The 22,704-nt window shown below is 68.1% G+C and carries 21 protein-coding genes; 15 read left to right on the top strand and 6 right to left on the bottom strand.

Annotated features, from left to right (window positions below; all coding sequences use genetic code 11):
• Positions 1 to 18: 18 nt before the first annotated feature.
• Positions 19 to 684 (bottom strand): GntR family transcriptional regulator, encoded by a 666-nt coding sequence (locus ACWGIC_RS12750; RefSeq protein ID WP_452076053.1) that lies wholly within the window; start codon positions 682 to 684, stop codon positions 19 to 21.
• Positions 672 to 2,117, bottom strand: coding sequence for a fumarylacetoacetate hydrolase family protein (locus ACWGIC_RS12745; RefSeq protein ID WP_452076052.1), 1,446 nt, complete (start codon positions 2,115 to 2,117; stop codon positions 672 to 674). The genes ACWGIC_RS12750 and ACWGIC_RS12745 overlap by 13 nt, the downstream gene beginning before the upstream one ends.
• Before the next feature lie 246 nt (positions 2,118 to 2,363).
• On the opposite strand from ACWGIC_RS12745, the gene ACWGIC_RS12740 reads away from it, so the two are divergent.
• The 4 genes from ACWGIC_RS12740 (at position 2,364) to ACWGIC_RS12725 (ending at position 5,370) form a co-directional block, all read left to right on the top strand.
• A complete protein-coding gene (locus ACWGIC_RS12740; protein WP_452076051.1) occupies positions 2,364 to 3,041 on the top strand; it encodes an SAV_915 family protein in 678 nt (225 codons plus the stop codon).
• A gap of 2 nt (positions 3,042 to 3,043) precedes the next feature.
• Complete coding sequence (locus ACWGIC_RS12735) at positions 3,044 to 3,391, top strand: hypothetical protein (RefSeq protein WP_452076050.1); 348 nt, start codon at positions 3,044 to 3,046, stop codon at positions 3,389 to 3,391.
• The gene (locus ACWGIC_RS12730) at positions 3,288 to 4,637 is read left to right on the top strand and encodes a hypothetical protein (protein ID WP_452076049.1); all 1,350 of its coding nucleotides are present in this window, start codon (positions 3,288 to 3,290) and stop codon (positions 4,635 to 4,637) included. Before ACWGIC_RS12735 ends, ACWGIC_RS12730 begins: the two co-directional genes overlap by 104 nt.
• 250 nt (positions 4,638 to 4,887) lie before the next feature.
• On the top strand, positions 4,888 to 5,370 hold the full coding sequence (locus ACWGIC_RS12725; RefSeq protein WP_452076048.1) for a hypothetical protein: 483 nt from the start codon (positions 4,888 to 4,890) through the stop codon (positions 5,368 to 5,370).
• 216 nt (positions 5,371 to 5,586) lie between these two features.
• Here ACWGIC_RS12725 and ACWGIC_RS12720 read toward each other — a convergent pair whose 3' ends face one another.
• Both ACWGIC_RS12720 and ACWGIC_RS12715 read right to left on the bottom strand, forming a co-directional pair.
• Positions 5,587 to 6,654 carry a DmpA family aminopeptidase gene (locus ACWGIC_RS12720; protein WP_452076047.1) on the bottom strand — a complete coding sequence of 356 codons (1,068 nt, stop codon included), beginning with the start codon at positions 6,652 to 6,654 and terminating at the stop codon, positions 5,587 to 5,589.
• Positions 6,651 to 7,262: a TetR/AcrR family transcriptional regulator gene (locus tag ACWGIC_RS12715; RefSeq protein ID WP_452076046.1), complete on the bottom strand. Its 612-nt coding sequence runs from the start codon at positions 7,260 to 7,262 to the stop codon at positions 6,651 to 6,653. Before ACWGIC_RS12715 ends, ACWGIC_RS12720 begins: the two co-directional genes overlap by 4 nt.
• A 163-nt stretch (positions 7,263 to 7,425) precedes the next feature.
• Here ACWGIC_RS12715 and ACWGIC_RS12710 point away from each other — a divergent pair, with 163 nt between their 5' ends.
• The 6 genes from ACWGIC_RS12710 to ACWGIC_RS12685 all read left to right on the top strand — a co-directional run bounded on the left by ACWGIC_RS12710 (position 7,426) and on the right by ACWGIC_RS12685 (position 15,332).
• Entirely contained in the window at positions 7,426 to 8,823 is a 1,398-nt protein-coding gene (locus ACWGIC_RS12710; protein ID WP_452076045.1) for an APC family permease, read from the top strand.
• A gap of 75 nt (positions 8,824 to 8,898) precedes the next feature.
• Positions 8,899 to 9,852 carry an MsnO8 family LLM class oxidoreductase gene (locus tag ACWGIC_RS12705; protein WP_452076044.1) on the top strand — a complete coding sequence of 318 codons (954 nt, stop codon included), beginning with the start codon at positions 8,899 to 8,901 and terminating at the stop codon, positions 9,850 to 9,852.
• 119 nt (positions 9,853 to 9,971) lie between these two features.
• Positions 9,972 to 10,901 carry an ABC transporter ATP-binding protein gene (locus ACWGIC_RS12700; RefSeq protein WP_452076043.1) on the top strand — a complete coding sequence of 310 codons (930 nt, stop codon included), beginning with the start codon at positions 9,972 to 9,974 and terminating at the stop codon, positions 10,899 to 10,901.
• Positions 10,898 to 12,256, top strand: a complete 1,359-nt coding sequence (locus tag ACWGIC_RS12695; RefSeq protein WP_452076042.1) for an ABC transporter permease — start codon at positions 10,898 to 10,900, stop codon at positions 12,254 to 12,256. Before ACWGIC_RS12700 ends, ACWGIC_RS12695 begins: the two co-directional genes overlap by 4 nt.
• Before the next feature lie 4 nt (positions 12,257 to 12,260).
• Positions 12,261 to 14,993 (top strand): alkaline phosphatase family protein, encoded by a 2,733-nt coding sequence (locus ACWGIC_RS12690; protein ID WP_452076041.1) that lies wholly within the window; start codon positions 12,261 to 12,263, stop codon positions 14,991 to 14,993.
• 96 nt (positions 14,994 to 15,089) lie between these two features.
• On the top strand, positions 15,090 to 15,332 hold the full coding sequence (locus ACWGIC_RS12685) for a hypothetical protein (RefSeq protein ID WP_452076040.1): 243 nt from the start codon (positions 15,090 to 15,092) through the stop codon (positions 15,330 to 15,332).
• Positions 15,333 to 15,512: 180 nt separating this feature from the next.
• On the opposite strand, the gene ACWGIC_RS12680 is transcribed toward ACWGIC_RS12685, so the two are convergent.
• Both ACWGIC_RS12680 and ACWGIC_RS12675 read right to left on the bottom strand, forming a co-directional pair.
• Positions 15,513 to 16,820, bottom strand: coding sequence for a lipase family protein (locus ACWGIC_RS12680; RefSeq protein ID WP_452076039.1), 1,308 nt, complete (start codon positions 16,818 to 16,820; stop codon positions 15,513 to 15,515).
• Between the two features lie 105 nt (positions 16,821 to 16,925).
• Complete coding sequence (locus ACWGIC_RS12675) at positions 16,926 to 17,900, bottom strand: helix-turn-helix transcriptional regulator (RefSeq protein ID WP_452076038.1); 975 nt, start codon at positions 17,898 to 17,900, stop codon at positions 16,926 to 16,928.
• Positions 17,901 to 17,992: 92 nt separating this feature from the next.
• On the opposite strand from ACWGIC_RS12675, the gene ACWGIC_RS12670 reads away from it, so the two are divergent.
• The 5 genes from ACWGIC_RS12670 to ACWGIC_RS12650 all read left to right on the top strand — a co-directional run bounded on the left by ACWGIC_RS12670 (position 17,993) and on the right by ACWGIC_RS12650 (position 22,673).
• On the top strand, positions 17,993 to 18,394 hold the full coding sequence (locus ACWGIC_RS12670; protein WP_452076037.1) for a RidA family protein: 402 nt from the start codon (positions 17,993 to 17,995) through the stop codon (positions 18,392 to 18,394).
• A 42-nt stretch (positions 18,395 to 18,436) separates the two neighbouring features.
• Positions 18,437 to 18,787: a PadR family transcriptional regulator gene (locus tag ACWGIC_RS12665; protein ID WP_452076036.1), complete on the top strand. Its 351-nt coding sequence runs from the start codon at positions 18,437 to 18,439 to the stop codon at positions 18,785 to 18,787.
• A 337-nt stretch (positions 18,788 to 19,124) separates the two neighbouring features.
• Complete coding sequence (locus ACWGIC_RS12660; protein ID WP_452076035.1) at positions 19,125 to 20,090, top strand: hypothetical protein; 966 nt, start codon at positions 19,125 to 19,127, stop codon at positions 20,088 to 20,090.
• A 14-nt stretch (positions 20,091 to 20,104) separates the two neighbouring features.
• A complete protein-coding gene (locus ACWGIC_RS12655) occupies positions 20,105 to 21,847 on the top strand; it encodes a hypothetical protein (RefSeq protein ID WP_452076034.1) in 1,743 nt (580 codons plus the stop codon).
• A gap of 88 nt (positions 21,848 to 21,935) precedes the next feature.
• Positions 21,936 to 22,673: an IclR family transcriptional regulator gene (locus ACWGIC_RS12650; protein WP_452076033.1), complete on the top strand. Its 738-nt coding sequence runs from the start codon at positions 21,936 to 21,938 to the stop codon at positions 22,671 to 22,673.
• The last annotated feature ends 31 nt before the right edge of the window (positions 22,674 to 22,704 follow it).

Below are 22,704 nucleotides of genomic sequence, written 5' to 3'. Positions count from 1 at the left end.
GGGGTCCTTCCGGGTAGCTTAAGCGGGCGGGGCGGCCCGCCGGTCGAGGTAGGCGTCGAGGGTGGCGGTGCGGTGCCTGCGCGCGGCCAGTTCGAGTTCGAGGGAATCGGCGTTCTGCTCGATCAGCACCAGCAGTTGTTCGTGTTCCTTGACGGATTCGTGCGCGCGGCCCGGGACGAAGCTGAACGTCGAATCGCGCAGCGACGCCAGCCGGTGCCAGCCGCGGTGCACGAGGTCGAGCACGTGCGGGTTCGGGCACGGTTCGAAAAGGACTGAATGGAACTCTTGGTTCAGTTCGGTGAACCGGTGCGGCTCGAAGTTTTCCAGCGACAGCCGCATCTGTTCGTTGACCGCGCGCGCCCGTGCGATGTCCTCAGTGGACAGTTTCGGTGCGGAAAGCGAGGTGGCGAAACCTTCCACCAGGGCAAGGGTTTGCATGGTGTGCTCGTAAGCGGTCTCGTCGACCATCACCACTTGCGCGCCGACATTGCGCTCGAACGTGACCAGTCCTTCGGCTTCGAGCAAACGGATCGCTTCGCGCACCGGGACGACGCTGACGTCCAGTTCCTTGGCGATCTGTCCCAGCACCAAGCGATAGCCGGGACCGAAGGTCCGGTCGGCGATCCGGTCCTTGATCCAGCGGTACGCGCGCTGGGATTTGCTTTCGCCTGCTACGGGCGCCACTGGGCGTACCTGGCCTTCCAGTGGTCGTTCATCGGGTAGAGGCCGTCGACGCTTTCGCCGTTCGCGACCTGCTCCGCGATGAACGTTTCCTGGCGCTCCTGTTCGATGGCCGCGTCGGCGATCTTTTCCACCAGGTGCGGCGGAATCACCAGGACGCCATCGGAATCGCCGACGATCACGTCACCCGGCTGGACGGTCGCACCGCCGCAAGCGATGGTGCCGTCTACGTCCCAAGGAACGTGGCGGCGGCCGAGCACCGCCGGGTGCGGGCCGGAGTGGTAGGTCGGGATGTCCAATGCGGCCACCGCCGCCAGGTCGCGAACGCCGCCGTCGGTGACGATTCCCGCTGCGCCGCGAACCTGGGCGCGCAAGGCAAGGATGTCGCCGATAGTCCCGGTTCCCTTCTCGCCGCGGGCTTCCATCACCAGGACGTCGCCCGGGTTGAGGCTGTCGATGGCGCGTTTCTGGGCGTTGAAGCCGCCGCCGTGGGATTTGAAGAGGTCTTCGCGGAAGGGGACGTAGCGGAGGGTTCTTGCCCGGCCGATGAGTTTGGTGTCCGGACGGGTGGAGCCGAGGCCGTCGATGGAGACGTGGTTGTAGCCGTTTTTGCGCAGCTGAGCGGAAAGCGTTGCCGTGCCGACGCTGGTGAGCTTGGCTTTGAGTTCTTCGGTGAGAACGAATTCCGCCGGCAGCCCCGCGGATTCCCGGTCGCCGTAAGCCTGTTCGCGCTGGTTGTCGTCGATTTTGGGCTGGGCGCTGAAATCCGGGAGGGGAGTGGTGCCTTCGGCGACCGGCGTGACCAGGCGGCCGGTGGTCTGGTCGCCGTGGGTCACCTCGACCTCGACGACGTCGCCCGGCTTGACGACGGACGACCCGGCCGGGGTGCCGGTGAGGATGACGTCGCCGGGTTCGAGGGTGCTCAGCTGGGAGAGATCGGCGACGAGGGTGCCGAAGTCGAAAAGCAGGTCTTCGGTGGTGTCGTCCTGGACGAGTTCGCCGTTGACCCACGTACGGACGCGAAGCTTCGCGGGATCGATGCCGGCGGCCGGGATGACGGCCGGGCCGAGCGGGGTGAAGCCGTCGCCGCCCTTGGAACGGAGGTTGGAACCGCCGTCAGCGTGCCGCAGATCGTATACGCCGAAGTCGTTGGCGGCGGTGACGCTCTCGACGTAACTCCAGCCGTCGTCGGGGCTTACGCGCCGTGCCTGCTTGCCGATGATCAGGGCGATCTCGCCCTCGAAGGCGAGAAGTTCGGTGCCCGCCGGGCGTTCGATCGGGGTGCCGGAGGCGCTGACCGAGGTCGTGGGTTTGACGAAATAGGAGGGTTTCGCCGGGGTCCTCCCACGCTGCTTCGCGCGGGACGGATAGTTCAGATGAAGCGCGATGACCTTGCCCGGCCGCTCCGGCGGGGTAGTGCTCGATACGGGACTCATGGGGGTTGACCTGCCCGGATGTCGTCGGGAGAGGAAGATATCTCAAAAGATATACGATCCTGGCGGCTCGGGGCAAGGGGTGTGCGCGTAGCCCTTGCGAGGTAACCCCTGCGGCGCATCAGACAGATATTCGCTGGTCAAGCGCCTCTATTCGGCGATGCCTGTCTGCGGCTGCTGACAATTCCCTCCTGTCGCCACTACGGTGACGGTGCGAACACGCACAGTGGTGTGGTGCAGGGGGTGGGGATGACGGGTCACTCCGACGCGTCCAACGTCGTCCAGGCGCTAGTGCGCCTCGACGATGTGCCGGAACGGTTGCCGGATCTGGTGTTCGTGCTGGTCAGCCAGGATGCAGAGGATCAGCCGGGCGGGCTCGAAGTCCGTCGTACCACGCGGAACGAGTTCGCGGTCGCGGCCTATTCGTCGATCGATCGGCTGGTGGGTGCTTGCGGAAGCGGGCAGCCCTGGGCGCAAGTCGCCCGCGACCGGTTGCTCGAAGCGTGCCGCGAGCTGGGAATCGGCGTCGTGGCGTTCGATGCTGTGCTCGACCTCGTACCGCGGTATCCGGAGATCGACAGCCGGGACCAGCCTCCGCTGGAGCCGGTCGAGCCGCTGGACGAATCGGACGGCTTCCTCTACGTGCCTTCGCGGCCGGTCCGGGCTGGCCAGCAGATGGTGGAACTGGAACTGCAGCCGGCTCGCAACGGGCGGCCGGTGCTGCTGGCCTACACCTCGCCGGAGCTGCTGGCTGCCGGATGCGGGCCGTATCAACCCTGGGTCGCGATCAACGGCGACGACCTAGAAGCCGTCGCGGACGAGGCGGGAGCGCACGGGGTGTTGCTCAATCCCGTGCTCGCCGAAGAGTCCCGGCACGCCGCACCCGTGCGCGACTGGACGTCTCGGCCCGCGATCGGAGGGGAATAGGCATGTCCGCGCCCTATGGGGACACGACCGGCTACAGCTTCAGCGAAGGAACGCTCAACGGTATCGTCGGCCAGCTCCGTGACGCGGAGAAAGCGCTCGACGGCGTCACCTCGAACGTCGTGCGCGGAGTCGACGCGGGCGCATCGTCCGCGATTGTCGGGACCGTGCTGGACGACCTTGTGAAGATGGGCGTCGGTGCCGCTGGCGCGGCCGGTGGTGCGGCCGAGAAGGTGCACGCCGCCAGCGGTGCCTACGACGACATCGAAAACACCCACGCCGGGCAGCTCAAGCTCAACGACAAACACGCCGACGATCCTGATACACAGAGGGAAACGCACGTCCACGGCTGAGAGGGGCAGCATGGGACAAGCGCTCAACACCACGGTGAACGGCTCATCCGGCACCTGCGTCGCTGCCGCGGACTGGCTGCGCACCGTCGCCGAGGCAGGACATCACGCCGCCGGGAACGTCCGCGCCGCGCGCGGCAGTGCAGAGGCTGGCTGGCACGGGCCTTCGAGCCAGGCGTTCCAGGAATCGATAGCCAACATCGACGTCGCCGCAGACGACATGGCGAACTGGGCCGCGACCGCCGAACGCGGCCTCCGCGAGTTCGCGTCGTCACTGGACGCGGTGACGGCCCGCATGAACGAAGCTCTCGCTCAAGCGCACGCGGGCGGGTTGCGGGTCGACGGCCCGTTCATCGTCGAGCCCGACCCGATCCCCGCGAACAAACCCGGCACTCCAATCGAGGTGTGCACCGCCGGCGGCGCGACCCGGGCGGTCGGCACCTATCAAGGCGACATCAAGGAATACAACACCCTCGTTTTCCAGTACAACGGCAAAGTCGCTGCTTACAACGAGTGCAAAGCGATCGTCGACGCTGCCCGGACCACCGAAGGCAACGCGCACCAGGCGCTCCAGCGCGCCCTCCAGCCGCCGTCGGGGCGGCTCGACATCGATGCGTATGTGGTGGGAACGACCACCATTGCCCGGGTCAACGGCTACATCAGTTCGTTCGAAAACCCGCGCAAGGAAGCGCTGCTCAACGCCCAGCGTTCCGCGGCGAGCGCGCAGTTCTTCGACGACTGGGCGCACGGTGCCCGCGTCAGCCTGACCGCGGTCAACAAAGAGGATCTCGCTTGGGCGGCTGGCAAGGCTCGGGACAACAAGGCCGCGTATGAGACTCGGGCGCGGCAGTTTCAGCAGTATGTCGAGAAAGTCCCGGAGCAAGTTCGCGATTGGATCGCGAAGTATCCCGGAAAAGGCAGCATTCATCTTCTGCCGGAAGATGCGAGCCTTGGCCTGAAGGCCGGGCAGAAGCTCCTCAAAGGGATGCCCTACGTAGGCAGTGCCTTGACTGTGGTCAACGAGTCGATCGGAGCGGCCAGCGGCGAGCAATCCTGGGGAAAAGCTGTAGCGGACTCCGGCGGACTGGTCGTCGGGGGCGCGGCGGGCGCGGCACTCGCGAGCGCCGGCGCCGGTGCCCTCCTCGGTTCGCCGCTGGGGCCATTCGGTTCTTTCATCGTGGGCACGGCCGGAGGAATCGCAGGTGCGATCGGCGGCCAAGCGGTCGCCGACTGGCTCGTGCCGAAATAAGCGGGAAGTCTCATTCATGACAGACGCATCGACTCCAAGCGGCGCAGGCGGGCCAGCCAGCCTCCCTCCGCGACCGGACTCACAGACCGGTGAACCATTTCCGCCGCACGGCCTCAGCTACTTCGGCGGAAAGCAGCAGTCGCGTTACGACGACCCGACGCGCGAGCAGCGCCTCTCCTGCCGGCCGCAGCCCCCGCCTGGCAAGGGGCCTGTGCTGGCTTGGCATCGAGAGAGCCGAAGCGGGAAGATCATGAGCGCCGTCGTCGGCTTGGCTTTAATGCTCGCGCTGGTGGCAGGTGTCTCCCTGGTTCGCGGCCTGGGGCTGAGCGCGTTCAAGTACTGGCAGCTCTGGGTCGTCATCGCGGTATTCACCTTCCTGACGACAAGCCCGTTCACGTATTTGACCTACGCGGCGGGCGCCGACTGGCTTCTGGTGGAACGCTCGAGGTGGGGAATAAAGAAACGAGTCTGTCTGGACTTGTACCACCTGACCAAGATCGACGCGTCCTACGGCGGAACAACCTTTCACCTCTGGCTTTACGGCAAGGACGGCGGATTTTCCCGCAGCTCGCAGGAGCTGCAATCAGATCGGCGGATCTGGGATCTCGTGTACAACGGCATCCTGCACTCGGTGGCGAACGGGGCGCAGGTCAGCAATCAGGCGATCGGCATCTTGCGATTAGGCGAAACGCCAGCTTTGAAGATGCGGGACGCGGAGCGCCGGGACCTGTGACGTGCCGAAGCGCACCAGCATCGCCCGGCCGCGGCGGAAGGCGATCCGGCAGCAGTCGTGAGGCAGCTGGGCCTCGTGAGTGCCCGTCCCGGTTAGAACCGTGACAGGCACTCACGAGGCTTTTTTCGGCGGGGGCGGGGTCTAACGGCGAAGCTCCGGCTCGCCCGGGCGCGGCGCGTGGTCAGCCAGCGCCCGGGCGAGCCCGCCGCGCCTGCTCTAGGCACCCCAGCGCGCCAGCGGAAGCGCCGGAACCCGATGCCCCCGGTTCCCGGCCATCTCCTCGTTGGCCACCAGCGCGTTCAGCACCGCCTCCTCCACCACCTGCACCACCGCCTCGAAGAACGGGTCGATCGCCCCCCACGGAACGAACCGCATGCTCTCGTAAGGCTCGTCGTCCGGCCGCGGGAAATGGCTGGTCAAAGCCCCCGCATTGGCTGTGCTGAACGCCAGGAACAGATCCCCCGAGAAGTGCGACCCGGTAGTCCCGGTCCGAGCCAGCCCCAGCGGCACGCGTCGAGCCAGTGCGGTGCACTGCCCGGGCAGCAGCGGCGCATCCGTCCCGATCACGACGATCACCGAACCGGCACCAGCGGGAGCGAGCCAGCTGGTGTCCGCCATCGGGTTGTCGTCGGCGAGCTCCGTGCCCAGGGGCGTCCCGGCCACCGTAAGTTCCGACCGGCTGCCGAAGTTCGCCTGTACCAAGGCACCCACGGTGTAGCTGTCCGGCCCGTGATCCACAATCCGCGACGAAGTCCCGGTCCCGCCCTTGAAGCCGTAGCAGGTCATCCCCGTGCCGCCGCCTACCGAACCCTCGGCGAGCGGCCCGGAAGCAGCCGCGTCGATGGCGGCGACGGCGTGTTCGGTCCGGATGGTCGGCGCGTTGACGTCGTTGAGATACCCGTCCCACGTCTCCGCCACCACTGGCAGCAGCCATTCCGCCGCGGCGTCCGGGCGTTCGCGGACCACCCAGTCGATCGTTCCCCGATGGCACTGTCCGACCGAGTGCGTGCTGGTGATCAGAACCGGCAGGGTCAGCGACCCGGTTTCGGCGAGCCAGGCGCGGCCGGTCATTTCTCCGTTGCCGTTCAGCGAAAAGGTGCCCGCCGAGCACGGGACGTCGAACTGGTCCCGGCCGCGGGGGAGGATCGCGGTGACCCCGGTCCGCACCGAATCGCCTTCGATCAACGTGGTGTATCCGACCTCGACGCCTGGGATGTCAGTGATCGCGTTGTGCGGGCCGGGCTTGCCGGACAGCGCGAGGCCTAGGTCGCGGGCGCGGGTCATGCGGGGTCCTCCAGGGAGCAGCGGGTCGAAACCCGGGCGTAGGCCAGCACCGCCGCCTCGGCGACGGACCGGTCGAGCGGCGGCACTGCTTGGGTCAGGTGCAGTCCGTACCCGTCTTCGAGGGTGACGAGGTTGCGGGCGATGGTGACCGGGTCGTCGGTCAGGTCGAAAATCCCTTTCGCTGCACCGGCTTCCAGGATGCCGACGTATCCGCGGACCTGGCGTTCGTACAGCGCGATGTGCCGCGCGGCGTAGGCCGGTTCGCGGCGGGCGATGGTGCCCAGTTCGTACAGCAGCACGCACAGCTCGTCGTTCTTGCCGTTCGGCAGGCCGCTGCCGATCATCGCGCGCATCCGGGCCCGCGGGTCGGCCTCGGCGGCTACCGCGGCTTCGCGCGCCACGCAGAAGCGTTCGACGGCCTCCTGCTGCACGTCTTCGAGCAGGTCGCTCAGGGAAGGGTAGTAGTACAACAGGGAACCCGGCGACATGCCGGCGTGGTCCGCGACGTCGCGCAGCTTCAGGTTCAGCACGCCGCGTTCGACGACCGTGTGCCGCGCCGCGGCCACCAGTTCCGCCCGCCGCTCGGGGGCCTTGCTCGGTCTTGCCATGCCTTGATTCTTTGAACAAATCGCGAAAAACGCAACCCCTGAACGGATCGAGACCGCAGAAGTCTTGACGTAGCGGGCGTGAGGGCCTTAGCTGAACGCCCGGCTGGTTATTTGAGTTCCATTCAAACAACGTACTTGAGCAACGACTTGATGGAGGCCAGCGTTGTCCACCCCCGTCTTGCGCCGCGGGTTGCGCACCCTCGGCATGCTGCTGATCACGCTTTCCGCGATCAGCCCGGCGTCCTCGGTGTTCGTCATCGCGCCGGGCGTCCTCACCGGCGCCGGATCGGGCGCCTTCTACGCCTTCCTGGCCGCCGCCGTGGTCGGCATCTTCATGGCCTTCGTGTACGCCGAGCTGGGCTCGGCCTTCCCGAGCGCGGGCGGCGAATACACGATCGCCGCCCGCACGCTGGGCAAACTGCCCGGATTCATGGTGCTGGGCATCATGATCGTGACGCAGGTGCTGATCGTCGCGGTGATCGCGCTCGGCGTTGGCACCTACCTGAGCGTGGTGCTGCCGGGGGTGTCCCCGGCGGTCGTAGCTTCGGTGACGTGCGTCCTCGCCGCGATCTGCGCGGTGTTCGACATCAAGCTGAACGCCTGGGTCACCGGCATTTTCCTCGCGGTGGAGCTGCTCGCGCTGGTCGTGGTCGCGGTGCTCGGGCTGGCCAGCCCGGCCCGGCCGTTCACCGACCTGCTCGCGCATCCGGTCGCCCCGGGCGGCGGTCCGGCGACGATCAGCGCGGTGATGATCGCGACGGCGATCGCGATCTTCGCCTACAACGGCTACGGCTCGGCTGTCTACTTCGGAGAGGAAACCAAGGACGCCGGACGCGGGGTGGCGCGCGCCGTCCTCATGGGACTCGGGGTCACCGTGCTGGCCGAACTGGTCCCGGTCACCGCGGTGCTGATGGGCGCACCGGATCTCGGCACGTTGTTCAATTCTCCCAACATGTTGTCGTACTTCGTGCAGGCCCGCGGCGGCAGCACGCTCGACACCGTGCTGAGTCTCGCGGTCGCGCTCGCCATCATCAACGCCGTGCTGGCGATCGTGCTGATCAGCGCCCGGCTGGTGTTCAGCAGCGGCCGCGATCGTGCGTGGCCGAAGGCGATGAACCGCGCATTGGCCGCTGTGCACCCGAAATTCGGCACCCCGTGGGTGGCGACGCTGGCGACCGGATTCATCGCTGCCGCACTGTGCTTTGTGGACCCGCAGATCCTGACAGTCGTGACCAGCACGTCGATCGTCGTGGTGTACGCCGCGCTGTGCCTCGGCGCGATCATCGGCCGCCGTTCCGGAGCGACAGCGGGGGCGAAGTACCGGATGCCCGGGTTCCCGATCGCGCCGGTGGTCGCGTTGGTCGCGCTGGCGTTCGTGCTGTACGTGAACGCGACCGACCCGGTGATCGGACGGCCGAGTCTCATCGTCACCGCGGGGATTGCCTTGCTGGCCTTGGGATACTACCTGGTGGTGTTGCGCCGCCGGGGCGGTTGGCAGCTGAGCGAAGCGGTGGAAGAGGAGGACGAGGTCGCGCCCGCGCCGGTGCGGGAGACCTCGTAAGCCGCGGCCGGACCGTCCACTTGAGACGTGGGCGGTCCGCTTGTCCCGCCGCGGCGGGTCCGGGATGATGCCTGCGTGCGGGTTTCAGTGCTGGACACATCGCCGATCGTCGCGGGTTCGACCGCGCGCGAGGCGTTGCAGCGCACTGTCGACTTGGCCGAACAGGCCGACGAGTTGGGATATCACCGCTACTGGTTGCCCGAACACCACAGCATGCGTGGTGTCGCGAGCGCCGCGCCTGCCGTGGCAGTCGCCCGGATCGCGGATGCCACGAAGCGGATCCGCGTCGGCGCGGGCGGGGTTCTGCTGCTCAACCATCCGCCGCTCGTCGTCGCGGAGCAGTTCGGCACGCTCGCCGCGTTTCATCCGGGCCGGATCGACCTCGGGCTCGGCCGCGCGCTCGGCGGTCCGCGACGCGTGGCGGCCGCGCTGAACTCCGCGCCCGCGGACAGTTTTCCCGCCCGGACAACGGAGTTGCTGGAGTATTTCGCCGAGACCGAGCAACCGCTGCGCGCCACGCCCGCGCGAGGGAACGTGCCGGACGTCTGGCTGCTCGGCTCAAGCACGGCGAGCGCGCGTCTCGCCGCCGAACTCGGCCTTCCGTACGCGTTCGCCTACCATCTCCGCCCGGCCGAAGCCGCCGCCGCGACCCGGATCTACCGCGAGTCCTTCCGTCCCGGCCGGACCGCCGAACCGTCCATTGTGGTCAGCGTCGCGGTGGTCGCCGCCGCGACCGAGGAACGGGCCGAATGGCTCGCCAGGTCCATTCGGGCTAAGGCGCTGAGCCGTTCGCGCGGCGAGCGGATCCTGTTGCCATCTCCGGAAGACGCGGTCGTGGACCCGGCCGTCGGCCCCGGTCCGGTGCTCGCCGGGGCCTCGGCGGCTCTGCGGAATTCATTGCGCACAGTCACCGCCGAAACCGGCGCGGACGAATTGATGATCACCACCCCGATCCACGACCACGCGGAGCGGAAACGGTCTTACGCGCTGGTCCGGGAGCTCGCGGACACGCTGCCTCCGCGAAATTGATCCCTTTTGCCCGGTTAACCGGTTCCGGTGCACGGGGTTTCCTCAACGTTCAACCTCACGCGGGTTCGCATGTCACTTGTCGTGCCTAAGTTCCTCACGGCTTCGGAAAGTGGGGATTCATGAACGCAAGCGACGCGGTGCGGGCCCGCGCGATCACTAAGTGCTTCGGAGACGTGATCGCGCTCGACGGCGTCGATCTCGACGTGGCGTACGGCGAGATCCACGGCCTCGTCGGCCCGAACGGCGCGGGCAAAACCACACTGCTCGGCCTGCTGCTCGGACTCGCGATCGCGGACGAGGGCGAGCTCGAAATCCTCGGCCGCCCGGTCGGCCGCGCGCTCGCCACCCCGGACGGCATCTCCGGCTTCGTGGACGGCCCGGGGCTGTACCCGTCGCTCACCGCGAGGCAAAACCTCGCCGCGCTGGCCTCGCTGCGCGGGCGGACAGCGGACATCGACGACCTTCTCGCGCAGGTGGGGCTCACCGACGTCGCCGACGACCGGACCCGCGGGTTCTCCCTCGGCATGCGCCAGCGCCTCGGCCTCGCCGCCGCGCTGCTGACCGAACCGCGGCTGCTGATCCTCGACGAACCCGCCAACGGTCTCGACCCGGCAGGCAAGAAACACGTGCACAGCGTGCTCACCCGGCTCGCCGACGAGGGGGCCGCGGTGGTGCTGTCCAGCCACCGGATGGACGACCTCGAAGCGCTGTGCTCGGAGGTCACCATCCTGTCCGCGGGGTCCGTCGTGTTCACCGGGCCGCTGGCGAAACTGTCCGCTGAGGATCGCGAACTGGCCTACCGCCTGGTGACCTCGGACCAGAAAGCCGCGCGCGAGATCGCCGGGAACGTGCCCGGGCTGAGCATCGACGACACCCAGACCCCGCGCGGGCAGGCGGACGTCCTGGTGGTGCGCGGCCTGGTGCCCGCGCTCGACGACCTGGTCGCGCGCGTTGTCGGCAAGGGCCTCGGCGTACGGGAACTGGCTCCGGTCGTTTCGCCGCTGGAGGCGGCTTTCCTGGAGCTGACGGAGCAGGGAGCGAATCGATGACCGTCACCGAGGCGCCCGCCGGGCCGCAGGCCTCGGCCCGTCCGGTCGGGCTGGGCCGCGGATACCGGTTCGAACTGGTGAAGCTGTTGTCGCAGTGGCGAATCCGGGTCCTGCTGCTCGCTTGCTGGCTCGCGCCGGCGGTGTTCGTCGCCGCGGTCAGCCAGCAGAGCGACCTGCCGGTGGACACCCTGTTCGGCCGCCTGATGAACGCCACCGGCTGGGCCGGGCCGCTCGTGCTGCTCGGGTTCGCCGGCAGCTACGCGCTTCCGCTGCTGACTTCCCTGGTCGCCGGGGACGTCTTCGCCGCCGAAGACCGGCTCGGCACCTGGCGGCACCTGCTGGTGGCGATGCGGTCGTACCGGCGGATTTTCGCCTCGAAAGCGCTCGCCAGCCTCACCGTGATCTTGTTGCTGGTCCTCGGATTGGCGGTGTCCAGCACGGCTGGCGGCCTGGTCGCGGTCGGCGGGCAGCCGCTGGTCGGGCTCGACGGACATCTGCTGTCGTCCGGAGACGCGGCGGTGAAGGTCGTGCTCGCCTGGATCTGCGTGCTCGCCCCGACGCTCGCCCTCGCCGGGATCGGCCTGCTCGGTTCTGTCGCGTTAGGACGGTCGCCGATGGGCTTGCTGCTGCCCGCGGTGGTCGCGCTCGTGATGGCGGTGGCGCAGCTGCTGCCGCTGCCGGTCGTCGTGCGGCTCGCGCTGCCGACGTACGCGTTCATCTCGTGGAACGGTCTCTTCACCGACCCGGCACAGCTCGGCCCGCTGTTGATCGGCATCGGGGTGAGCCTGGTATGGGCAATTGTCGCGACTGCACTGGCCTACCTGCTGTTCCTGAGACGCGACTTCACCGATCTGACATATGACGGCGCCGGTCGTCGGGTACTAACCGCGGGCTTGCTGCCATTGGCCGGGCTGATCGCCGTCACCGTGGCGGTCGTCGCGGTCGCTACGCCGGCGTCGGGTTCGGGCATCGACCAGGCCAAGCTGCAGCAGTCGCTGTCCACCGAGTTCGCGCACCTCTACCGGATGCAGGCCGCGCAGCTGCACCGTCCGGACGTCACCGAGGAGCAGCTCGCGGCCAGCACGGAATGCACCAAGGGCGGCGGTCTCGTCGAGGCCGAGGGCCCCGGCAACGACTGGCGCTGTGTCGTCTCCTGGCATCTCCCTGGCATCTCAGCGACCGGCCAGGCGATCTACCAGCTCGACGTCACCTCGGACGGGCGGTACGTCGCCGACGGCGACGGGCCGAAGGAAGTGAACGGCTACTTCCAGGTGCGGACGCCGGACGGGGACCAGCCGAACCCGCTGTGGCAGTTCGACGGCAACGTCGAGCTGCTCTCCTCCACGAAGGGATGAGGACATGCAAGTAACGCGCCGTCGCCGGCGTAGCGGGAAGAAGGAACTCCGGAGATCCCGCAGGCTGCGCTTCGTCACGGCGGGCGCGACCGCGGCCGCTCTCGTCGCCGCGGGCTCGGGCATCGGCCTCGCCTCCACCAAGCAGTTCGGCACCGACCAGGTCGGCCAGGAAACCGAGAACGGCCTGACCATCTCCAGCGACCAGTACCTCAAGCCGATCGGCGAGCGGCTGGTCGTCCCGAACGGCAAGATCATGTCGTCGGCGGTCAGCCCGGACGGCAGCCACCTCGCCGCGCTGACCACCGACGGCGGGATCGCGCTGACCATCGTCGACCTGAAAAGCTGGAAGGTGCAGCAGCTCGTCGGCAAGGACAAGAAGGCCGACCTGCAGCTGCCGGGCAACGACGTCGGCCAGGAGGGCCCGTCGTACTCGCCGGACGGGAAAACGCTGTGGCTGGGCCAGATCGACGGCTACCGCAAGTTCGCCGTGAACCCGGACGGCACCGTCGCCAACCCGGCGTGGGTCCCGATCCCGGCTGACGGGGCGAAGCATTCCCTTGCCGCAGGCGCGATTTTCTCCGCGGACGGGTCCACTGTGTACTCCGCGGTGAACGGCCAGAACCGGGTCGTCGCGATCGACGCGGCCAGTGGCCAGATCAAGCAGAGCTGGACGGTCGGCAACGCGCCGCGAGCACTGGTGCTGATCGGCAACCGGATCTACGTCAGCAACGAGGGCGGCCGCGCGGCGAAACCGGGCGACACCACGATCAACTCGTACGGCACCGACATCGTCGCGGACCCGAAGACCGGGGCAGCCACCACCGGCACGGTCAGCGTGATCGACCTGGCGAACCCGGCCGCGCCGGTCAAGAGCATCGACGTCGGCCTGCACCCGACCGCGTTGCGCGCCAAGAACAACACGCTGTTCGTGGCGAACACCGGTGGCGACAGCGTTTCCGTGATCGACGCCCAGCGCAACGTCGTGGTGCAGACCATCGCGACGCAGCCATGGCCGGAGGCGACCGTCGGCTACGAACCGACCGACCTCACACTCACCGACGACGGCCACCTGCTGGTGACCCTAGGCCGGGCGAACGCGGTCGCGGTCTACCGCTACTGGTTCCCGCAGGCCCCCGCCGCCTTCATCGGGCTGCTGCCGACGGACTACTTCCCGTCTGGTATCTCAGCGTCGGGCAATAACATCCTTGTCGCGAACACCCGCGGCATCGACGCCCGCCGCCCCACCACCGCGGCCGGGCACGCCACGCACGACACCACGTCGAGCCTGCAACGGTTCACGCTGCCGACCGACTGGCAGACCTGGGCACAGACATATCAGGTGTTCAAGCAGAACGGCTGGACGCCGGGTTCGGTGGCGTCCGGCAACCGCAACGTCAAGCCCGTTCCGGTGCCGAAACGCCTCGGCGACCCGTCCACGATCAAGCACGTTTTCCTGCTGGTCAAGGAAAACCGGACGTACGACCAGCTCTTCGGCGACATGAAGAAGGGCAACGGCAACCCGGCGCTCGCGCAGTTCGGCCAGGCCGTCACGCCGAACCAGCACGCACTGGCCGACCAGTTCGGCTTGTACGACAACACTTACGACATCGGCACGAACTCGGCCGAGGGGCACAACTGGCTGATGCAGGCGGACAACCCGGAGTACACCGAGTCTTCCGCGGGCGAGTACAAGCGCAGTTACGACACCGAGGACGACGCGCTGGGCCATCAGCGCAGCGGTTTCCTGTGGACCGGGGCGCAGGCGGCGGGCAGGACCGTCCGCGACTTCGGCGAGTTCCACCAGTTCCTGACCAAGCCCGCGGACGCGAGCTGGCAGAATCTGTACTGCGACTCGAAGACCATGGCCGCGACCGGCGCGCCGACCGCGTACCCGCTGGTCTCGTCGTCGCCGATCCCGTCGCTGAACAGCGTTTCGGTGCCGGGCTTCCCGAAGTTCGACACCGCCGTGCCGGACCAGTACCGGTACGAGATCTGGAAGAACGACTTCGAGAAGAACGGCCCGGCGGACCTGAACATGTTCTGGCTGTCGAGCGACCACACCGGCGGCCCGCCGAGCCCGGCCGCGCAGGTCGCCGACAACGACCTGGCCGTCGGCAAGATCGTGGACAAGATCTCGCACAGCCAGTACTGGAAGGACTCGGCGATCTTCGTCCTCGAGGACGATTCCCAGGCCGGGCTGGACCACGTCGACGGGCACCGCGCCCCGGTCCAGATCATCAGCCCGTACGCCCAGCGCGGCGTGACCGACAGCCGGTACTACTCGCAGATCACCATGATCCGCACCATCGAGCAGATCCTCGGGATCCACCCGATGAACCAGAAGGACAGCGCGGCCACCCCGATGGCGACCGCGTTCACTCCGAAACCGGACTACGCGCCGTTCACCGCGGTGCGGAACCAAACGTCGCTGACCGCGGGACTGAAGACCCCGCCGTCGTGCGGCACGGACGACGTCCCGACCCCGTCCACCGCTGCGGCGTCGACGGCGGTGCCCGCGGACAAGCAGCAGTTGGCGCAGCAGTGGCAGCAATGGCAGGCGCAGCAGAAGCTGACCGGCCCGAACGCCACCGCGGACTACGCCAACCCCGCGCAGATGGACCACTTCACGTGGTACCAGGTGCACGGGTGGACCCAGCCGTATCCGGGCGAGGACAAGATCTTCGCACCGGACCAGGTGCCGGGCGCGTTCATCCCGTCGGCTGATTCGGACGGCTGATTCGTTAGCCGGCAACGGAAAGCCCCTGTCCGCGAGCATGCGGGCAGGGGCTTTCTCGTGGGATCTCAACTGGCGTTCGGTAGTGGACCACTGACATTGGCCAGAAAGGCGGTGGCCGCCGTCCGGAAAATCTGGACTGAGGACGGAGCGGAATTCCACGGCGAATTCGTCGACTTCGACCAGATCTGGTCCTGGCCGAAACCGGCCCGGTCGCTGCCCGTGCTGATCGGTGGGGTCGGGGTGAAGGTGCTGCGCCGGGTGCTGTTCGAACTCGAGGACCACGAGGACCCCGCCGACGCGGTGCGGCAGCTCGACCGGCTGGCGGAGTTCGTTCGCTGAGCCGGGAGCTTGGGGACGAGCCGGAGTCAGAAGGTCCTAAGAGGACGATGTGGTGCCCGGCGATACAGCGTCAGGCACACGGAAAGCAGCGGAATCCCGGCTGCTACGGGGATTGTGCACCGTGCGGTTCGGCGACGCGGCCGTGCGGGATTTCGCCGCCGAACCGTCCGGAGCAATCTGTTACGAGCCGGTGTGCTGCTCCGGATCCAGCGAGTTCCCCGGCGGGATGTGCCCGCAGCTGGACGGCGCGGCCTTGCCCGCGAACCGGTCGCCGAGCCAGGCGATCGCGGCCGGCGCCCACACCGGGACGGCGGTGGCGTGGCTGAGCGCGTCGTACTGCGTGTACTTGATCGAGGTGTTTCCGGTCTCGCAGTACTGATTCGCGAGCGCGCGGACATCCCCGGCCACCATCACGCCGTCACCGGTGCCGATGCCCGGCTCGTTGCTGACAGTGCCTTCGAGCGCGCCGTTGTTGGCCTGCGCGATGAACCCGGGAATCGACGGCGTCGCGGCCGAGCCGATGTTCACCTTGTTGACCGCGTCGACGAACGGCGGCACCGAATTCGGGTTCTCGTATTCCGGCTTGACCAGCTTCTTCCAGGTCAGCCCGGGGTAGTGGCCGAGCGCCTGCGCGATCGACGCGTGGTCCAGTTCGGCGAGCACCTTGAGGCCGTACTCGCTGGCGTACGGCTTGAGATCGATGCCGTAGCCGCGCGCGACGCCGATCAGCGCCATCGGGATCACGCCGGACCAGACCGGGCTGCCGCCGACGTACTTGAGGTTGTGCGCGGGATCGACGAGCACCCCGCCCTCGGCGAAGCCGACGAGGTTCTTCTCGACGTCCGGTGCGTAACTCGCGGCGATGGCCGACGCCCAGCCGGTCGCGATCGCGCCGCCGGAATAGCCGAGGAGGCCGAATTTGGTGGTTTCGGTCATTCCGGTGCCGGACGCGTGCGTCGCGGCGCGGATGGAGTCCAAAGTGGTCTGACCGTATTCCGGCCCGGCGGCGAAATCGGCGGCTGGGCCTTCGGTGTCCGGGATGACGACGCTGTACCCGAGCGCGAGCGCCGGCGCGATGAGCACGGACTCGGCGTTCGGCAGCACGCCGCCGAGCCGGACGTCGCCCGCGATTGCGCGGGACGGCGCGTCCTCGGGGTTGAGCGAGTCGTACGCGGACTGGTATGACACGGCTTTTCCGTTGTTGCCCAACGGGTTTCGGACGACCGAGGTGACATTCGCGGTGGGATTGCCCTGTGCGTCGGTGGTCCGGTAGAGCAGCTGCGTGGCTTGTACTGGAGTCGGGAAGCCGAAGACGTGATATGTCAACGTCCGCGTCTTCAATACTGTGCCCGGTGCGTACGACGAGAGCGGCGTGCTGCCGTCGTAGCTGTAGAAGGAATCGGCCGAGGCCGCGGCGGGCAGCGCGACGGCGGACGTGATCGCGAGAGCGGCGGCGGCGATCAGCGCGCGGACGGGTTTCCGGATCATGACTCCCCTTTGAACCATGAAGTGGATCACGACTGGCGGGTAACTTACCAGCGAGTAGGTATCCGCACAACTACGGAAGGTGCAGGCAGTGCCGGTGCCGAGGGTTCAGGAGGGGTCCGCGTAGGCGGCGGCGAGCGCGACGGCGCGGTCGTGCAGCGCGGTGCGCAACGATTGCGGTGCAAGGACTTCCGCGTTCCTTGCCAGCTGCCACAGCGCCCATTCGGCGTGCCGGGAATCCTGGAAAGCCGCCTCTAAGTGCAGCCACCCGTCCGGGCGCGATTCCTCGGCGTGCATCGCGAGCGCGGTGCGGGCCAATTCTTCTCGTTGTGCCGGGCGAATCCGGACCAGCGCGACGATTCGGTCGCCGCCGCTCCGGAACCGCGTGCTGCGCTCCTGCCAGGCCTGGCTCAGGTCGACCCGGTCCGGCCGCTGCGCGGGTTCGTCGAGTTCTTCGGCGGCCAGCACCCGGGACAGGCGGTAGGTCCGGTCTTCGCCTTCGCGGGTGGCCAGCAGATATCCCTGCTCTCGTACGGTGACCAGTCCAACCGGGTGCACTGTGCGCCATTTCGGGGCCTGGTCCACCGCTTGGTAGCGGATGCGCACCTGATGCCCGGCGAACACCGCGCGGCGGATTTCGGCCACCACGGCGTCGGGCGCCTCCTCGGCGACCGCGCGGCGCGAGAGAAGGTCGATCTCCGGATCGATGAGCAATCGCTCGGCCACGCCCGCGGCAGTGGTCCGATGGCTTTCGGGCAGTGCGTCGACCACTTTGAGCATGGCGGAAGCGAGCGCCGAACCGAGGCCGAACGCCTGCGCGCCGCGTCGCGATCCGGCGACCAGCAAGGCGAGCGCTTCGTCGTGGTTCAGGCCCGTGAGTTCGGTCTGGAACCCGGGCATCAGCGCGAAACCGCCGTTCCGCCCGCGTTCGGCGTAGACCGGGACGCCCGCCGCGGACAGCGCGTCGATGTCGCGCAGCACGGTGCGGGTCGACACCTCCAGCTCGCGGGCAAGGGTGGCCGCGGACAGCCGGCCGCGCTGGCGCAGCAGCAGGACCAGCGAGACCAACCGGTCGGCGCGCATGCTGGAAACTGTACCGAATACACGACACAGGATGTCGCGTATTGCTTGCGAGGCTGCTCCGCGTACTGCTGAGAACGCGAATGGAGCAAGTGGTGGAGCGAACGACTGTCAACCCGTGGGCCTGGTCGGCGGCGATGGGATATCACCAGGGCGAACTGGTGTCCGGGCCGGTGCGGACCCTGTACTGCTCCGGGCAGACCGCGATGAGCGGCGAGGGCGAGCCCCAGCACGCCGGGGACATGGCGAAGCAGGTGGCACTGAGCCTCGACAACCTGGAAGCGGTGCTCGCCGAAGCGGGCATGACGCTCGGAAACCTGGTTCGGCTCAACGTCTACACGACCGACGTCGACCTGCTTTTCCAGCACTACGGCGTCCTCGCGGCCCGGCTGGGCGCGGCGGGCGTCGCGCCGTCGACCACGATGCTCGGCGTGACCCGGCTGGCCATCCCGACCCTGCTGGTCGAACTCGAGGGGACGGCTGTCGCCGAGCTGTAGTTCGGCCACCCGCATATATCGCATCGTGATATATATGGACGGGTGACCGAACGAGGCATGTCGGAGCAGGTCTTCCTGATCCTCACCGCGCTCGCCGACGAGCCGAAGCACGGCTACGGCATCGTCCAGGCCGTCGGGAAACTGTCCGAAAACCGGGTCCGGCTGCGAGTCGGCACGCTGTACGGCGTGCTGGACCGGCTGGTCGCCGACGGCTGGGCGGAACGGGACAAGGAGGAGATCCACCAGGGCAGGCTGCGCCGTTACTACCGGCTCACCAATCTTGGCGGCCGCGTGCTGGCCGAACAGTCGCGGCGGCTGGCGGCGAACGCTGCTGCGGCGGATTCTGTGCTGCGGGCGAGGGGCTGGGCGCTGGGGACTGGGGGCGGGGCGTGACGGCGGGGTCGGGGTTGTGGGCTCGCCGGGTCGTTGGGCTTGGCGGTGAGCTGCGTGGGCGGTTGGCTGTGAATGCCACAGCGGCGGGCTCGGTGTTGTGGGCTTGTCGGGTCGCCGATCTTGGTGGCGGGCGGTCGGGGCTGTCGGCTGTGAACGTGGCGGCGGGTTCGGTGTTGCGGGCTCGCCGGTTCGCTGGCCTCGGCGGCGAACCGCCCAGGCGATCGGCCGCCAAGACCGCGACAGATTCGGCGCTGCGCTCGCGTCCCCGGTCCACCAACCCCAGCGACGCCGCGTACTCCGAACAATCCCGGCAGCTGGCCAGAACCGGGGGCAGAGCATGACCGCCCCGGAACTCCAGTACCGCCGCATGATGCGCCTGCTGCCCCGTTGGTACCGCGCCGACCGTGAGGAAGAAATGGTCGGCGCCCTGCTGGACGCCCGCGAGGCCAGCGGAAGCCGCCTCGCGGAATGGCGGGAACTGTTCGCGATGCTGGGGCTGGGCCTGCGCGCCCGGCTTGCTGCTGGCTCAGCTCCGGCTCGCGTAGTCGCTTTCGGCGACACCGTCCGTCTGGTCGCACTGCTCGGGCTCCTGTGGGGAGTGATGAAGGGCGTCCTCTTCATCGGCCGCGACTTGTACGACGGCTATCCGCAGGCGAGCGGCCTGTATTCCGCACTCGGCTCGCCGGGCGAGGCAACCCTGTCGCTTTATGTCGCGCAGGAGGCCCAGCAACTCTGGCGCGACATCGCGTTGACCGCCGCGGCCGCTGTGCCGCTCGCGCTTCTCCTCGCCGGGCGGCGCCGGGCCGCGCGGGTGGTCGCCGCGGTGGTGCTGGTCGGCGGGTTCGCGGTGTTCTTGCACCAGTATTCGTTCAGTTTCAGCCCCGATCTGCTGGGCTATTTCATTCCGCAATGGCTTCCGCTGCTGCTGATGATCGCCGGATTCCACGGCGGTGCGCCGCTGCCGTCGGCGCGTAAATGGTGGATTGCCCTGGCAGGGGTCACGGCTTCCGCGCTTTATTTCGGCTTCTTCGGTGCATCGGAAATGCGCGGGCTTTCCTGGTTCGTCTGGGCGGCCGCGGTCGTCGCGCCCGCCTATTTCGTGTTCCGGCGCCGCTCGCCGGCGTGGTCGTTCTCGCTCGCGGCGTGCAGTGCGCTCGTGCTGATCCAGCCGCTGGTGCTCAAAGCGACCATGGTCGTGCCTGACTTCCAGAAGCTGGAACTGCTGCAGGTGTCCCTCGTGGCCACTGGCATCGCGGCGCTGATCGCGGCTGGGATCGTCGACTACCGACGCCAGCTCTCTTAACGGGGGGAAATTAAATGGACACTATGCCCAGGGTGCTTCCGCGCGCCCAAAATCAGCTGATCAACGTCCGGTTAAACCGCCGAAGAAACAGCTGGATCATCGGCGGGTCGGTTTTCCTGATTGCGATTCTCGGCTATTTCACCCGCTGGATCTGCGACGACGCGCTGATTTTCACCAGAATCGTCGAGCAGATCCTCGCCGGGAACGGACCGGTCTACAACCTCGGCGAGCGGGCCGAGGCCTCGACGAGCACGCTGTGGCAATGGCTGCTCGCGTTCGCCGGGTTCGTGTTCGGCCAGTCGGACACCTCGACACTGTCGTGGATGCTCGGCCTGCTGCTCACCGCCGCCGGATTCGGTTTCGCGGTGAGTGCGACGAGCCGGTTGCATGGCGGGCAGGTCGCGGCGATGGTGCCGTGCGGCGTTCTCGCGTTGCTGGGCGTGCGGCCGGTGTGGCAGTACGCGACGTCCGGGCTGGAGACCGGCCTGAACACGTTCTGGATGGCGCTGTGCTGGTGGCTGCTCGTGCGGCTGCGCGGTGCCGCGTCGGCCAAATCCGTTGTCACGGCTGCGTTCGTGATGGGATTGGGCCCGCTGGTGCGTCCCGAACAAACACTGGTGGCAGCGGTGTTCCTGGTGGCGCTGTGGCTGGTGACGAAGCCGTCCTGGCGCGTCGTCGTCGCCGCGGTGGCAGCTGCCGGGGCGCTGCCGGTCGGTTACGAGATCTTCCGCATGGGCTTCTACGGCATCCTCGTGCCGATGCCCGCGCTCACCAAAAACGCGAGCGAATCGTTCTGGGCGCGCGGATTCACGTACGTCGGCGATTTCGTGAACCCGTATCTGCTGTGGCTGCCCCTGGTGCTCTGCACGGTCCTGCTCGCCGGGGCGCTGCGGCGGATCAAGAGCAACCGCACCGATCTGATCGTCACCCTCACCCCGGTGGTCGCCGGTGTGCTCTCGCTGGGATATCTGCTGAAGGTCGGCGGCGACTACATGCACGCGCGCATGGCGCTGCCGATCTTCTTCCTGCTGATGCTGCCGGTTCTGGTGCTCCCGGCGGCGAAGAGCACCCGCGCGACCGGCGTCGTCCTGCTGGCGTGGGCGGTGCTTTGCGCCAGCGTCGGACAGTTCGTCCCGCAGAACAGCAAGCTCATCGACGACGAGCGCGGCTACTACCACGCGTGGACCGGCCAGACGTATCCCACCGAGTCGGCGGATTTCACGCCGAGGATGAAATATCTCAAGGACGCCGCGAGCCCAGGTGCCCTGATCTATGAAGGCCCGGGCCCGCAGCAACAGATCCTCGCCGCGCGACTGCGCCCGGACGTCCCGTCGAAGACCATGCTCGTCGGGATATATCTGGGGACGGTCGGTGTCATGTCACCGGTGGACGTTGGTGTCGTCGACTTCTGGGGCCTGGCCAACCCGATCGGCGCGCGGTTCGAATTCCCGACGGTGAAACCAGGGCATTCGAAACCGCTGAGCAACGCCTGGCTGCTGGCGGATTACGCGGACCCGTCGGCCCCGGTCCTCAGCCCGGGCAACTTCGCGATGCGCGCCGACGTCACCGCGGAGCAGGTCGCCGCCGCCCGGCACGCGTTGAGTTGCGGCGATCTGGCGGAGATCCAGCGGTCCACGCGCGAGCCGATGTCGTGGGGCCGGTTCTGGGACAACCTCGCCGGAGCCGTGCACCGCACCGGGGTGACCGTCCCGCCGGACCCGTTCGCGGCCGAGCGAACCTTCTGCGGAAACCCGTGATCCGTCCGACGGAACTGCTCTTGCCCAGGTCAGAGCCGTAGCGCATGCTGGAGTCCGCGGGGACGCGGCGGCGGCGGAGGTGACGGGGATGGCGGCTGAGCCGACCTTGATCGGGTCCGTGCAGCGCGCGCTGCACCTGCTCGACGCGGTCGGCGCGAGCGAACGGCCGGTGCCGGCGAAGGTGCTCGCCCGCACCGTCGGGCTGCCGCTGCCCACGACGTATCACCTGCTGCGCACCCTCGTCCACGAGGGCTACCTCTGCAAACTCGACGACGGCTATGCGCTCGGCGGCCAGGTCAGCGAACTGCGCCAGCACACGTCGCGGCACGCGTTGCTGCCGAAGATCCGCCCGGTGCTGCGGGCCTTGCGCGACGAGGTGCACGGTGCGGCCTACCTCTCGCTCTACTCCGACGGCGACATCAAGCTCATCGACATCGCCGACGGCCCGGCCGCTCCGTCGGTCGACCTGTGGGTCGGCGTGCACGAATCGGCGCACGCGACGGCGTTCGGCAAGTGCATCCTGTCCGGCCTGGACAGCGAGGGCCGCCGGGATTACCTGTCGCGGCATCGGCTGGCGGACCTCACGCCGCACACCATCACCGACAGCCGGGTCCTGGAGCAGCGGCTGTCGCAGAGCGGCGACGTTTTCAACGATCGCGAGGAGTACCTGCTCGGCACCGCGTGCCTGGCGACGACCGTCCGCACGCCGGGGGCGCTGGGCGCGGTCGCGATCTCCCTGCCCGCGCGGCGGCTGGGTTCCGCGCCGGCGCAGTCGTTGCGCCGGGCCGCCCAGCGGGTGTCGCGCGCGCTCGCTGTCACGCGCTGAACCGGGCCGTTATCACCATCTGAAATCCAGC

The organism is Amycolatopsis sp. NPDC054798 (genome assembly GCF_053611505.1).
This window is presented reverse-complemented; position numbering and strand designations above follow the sequence as displayed.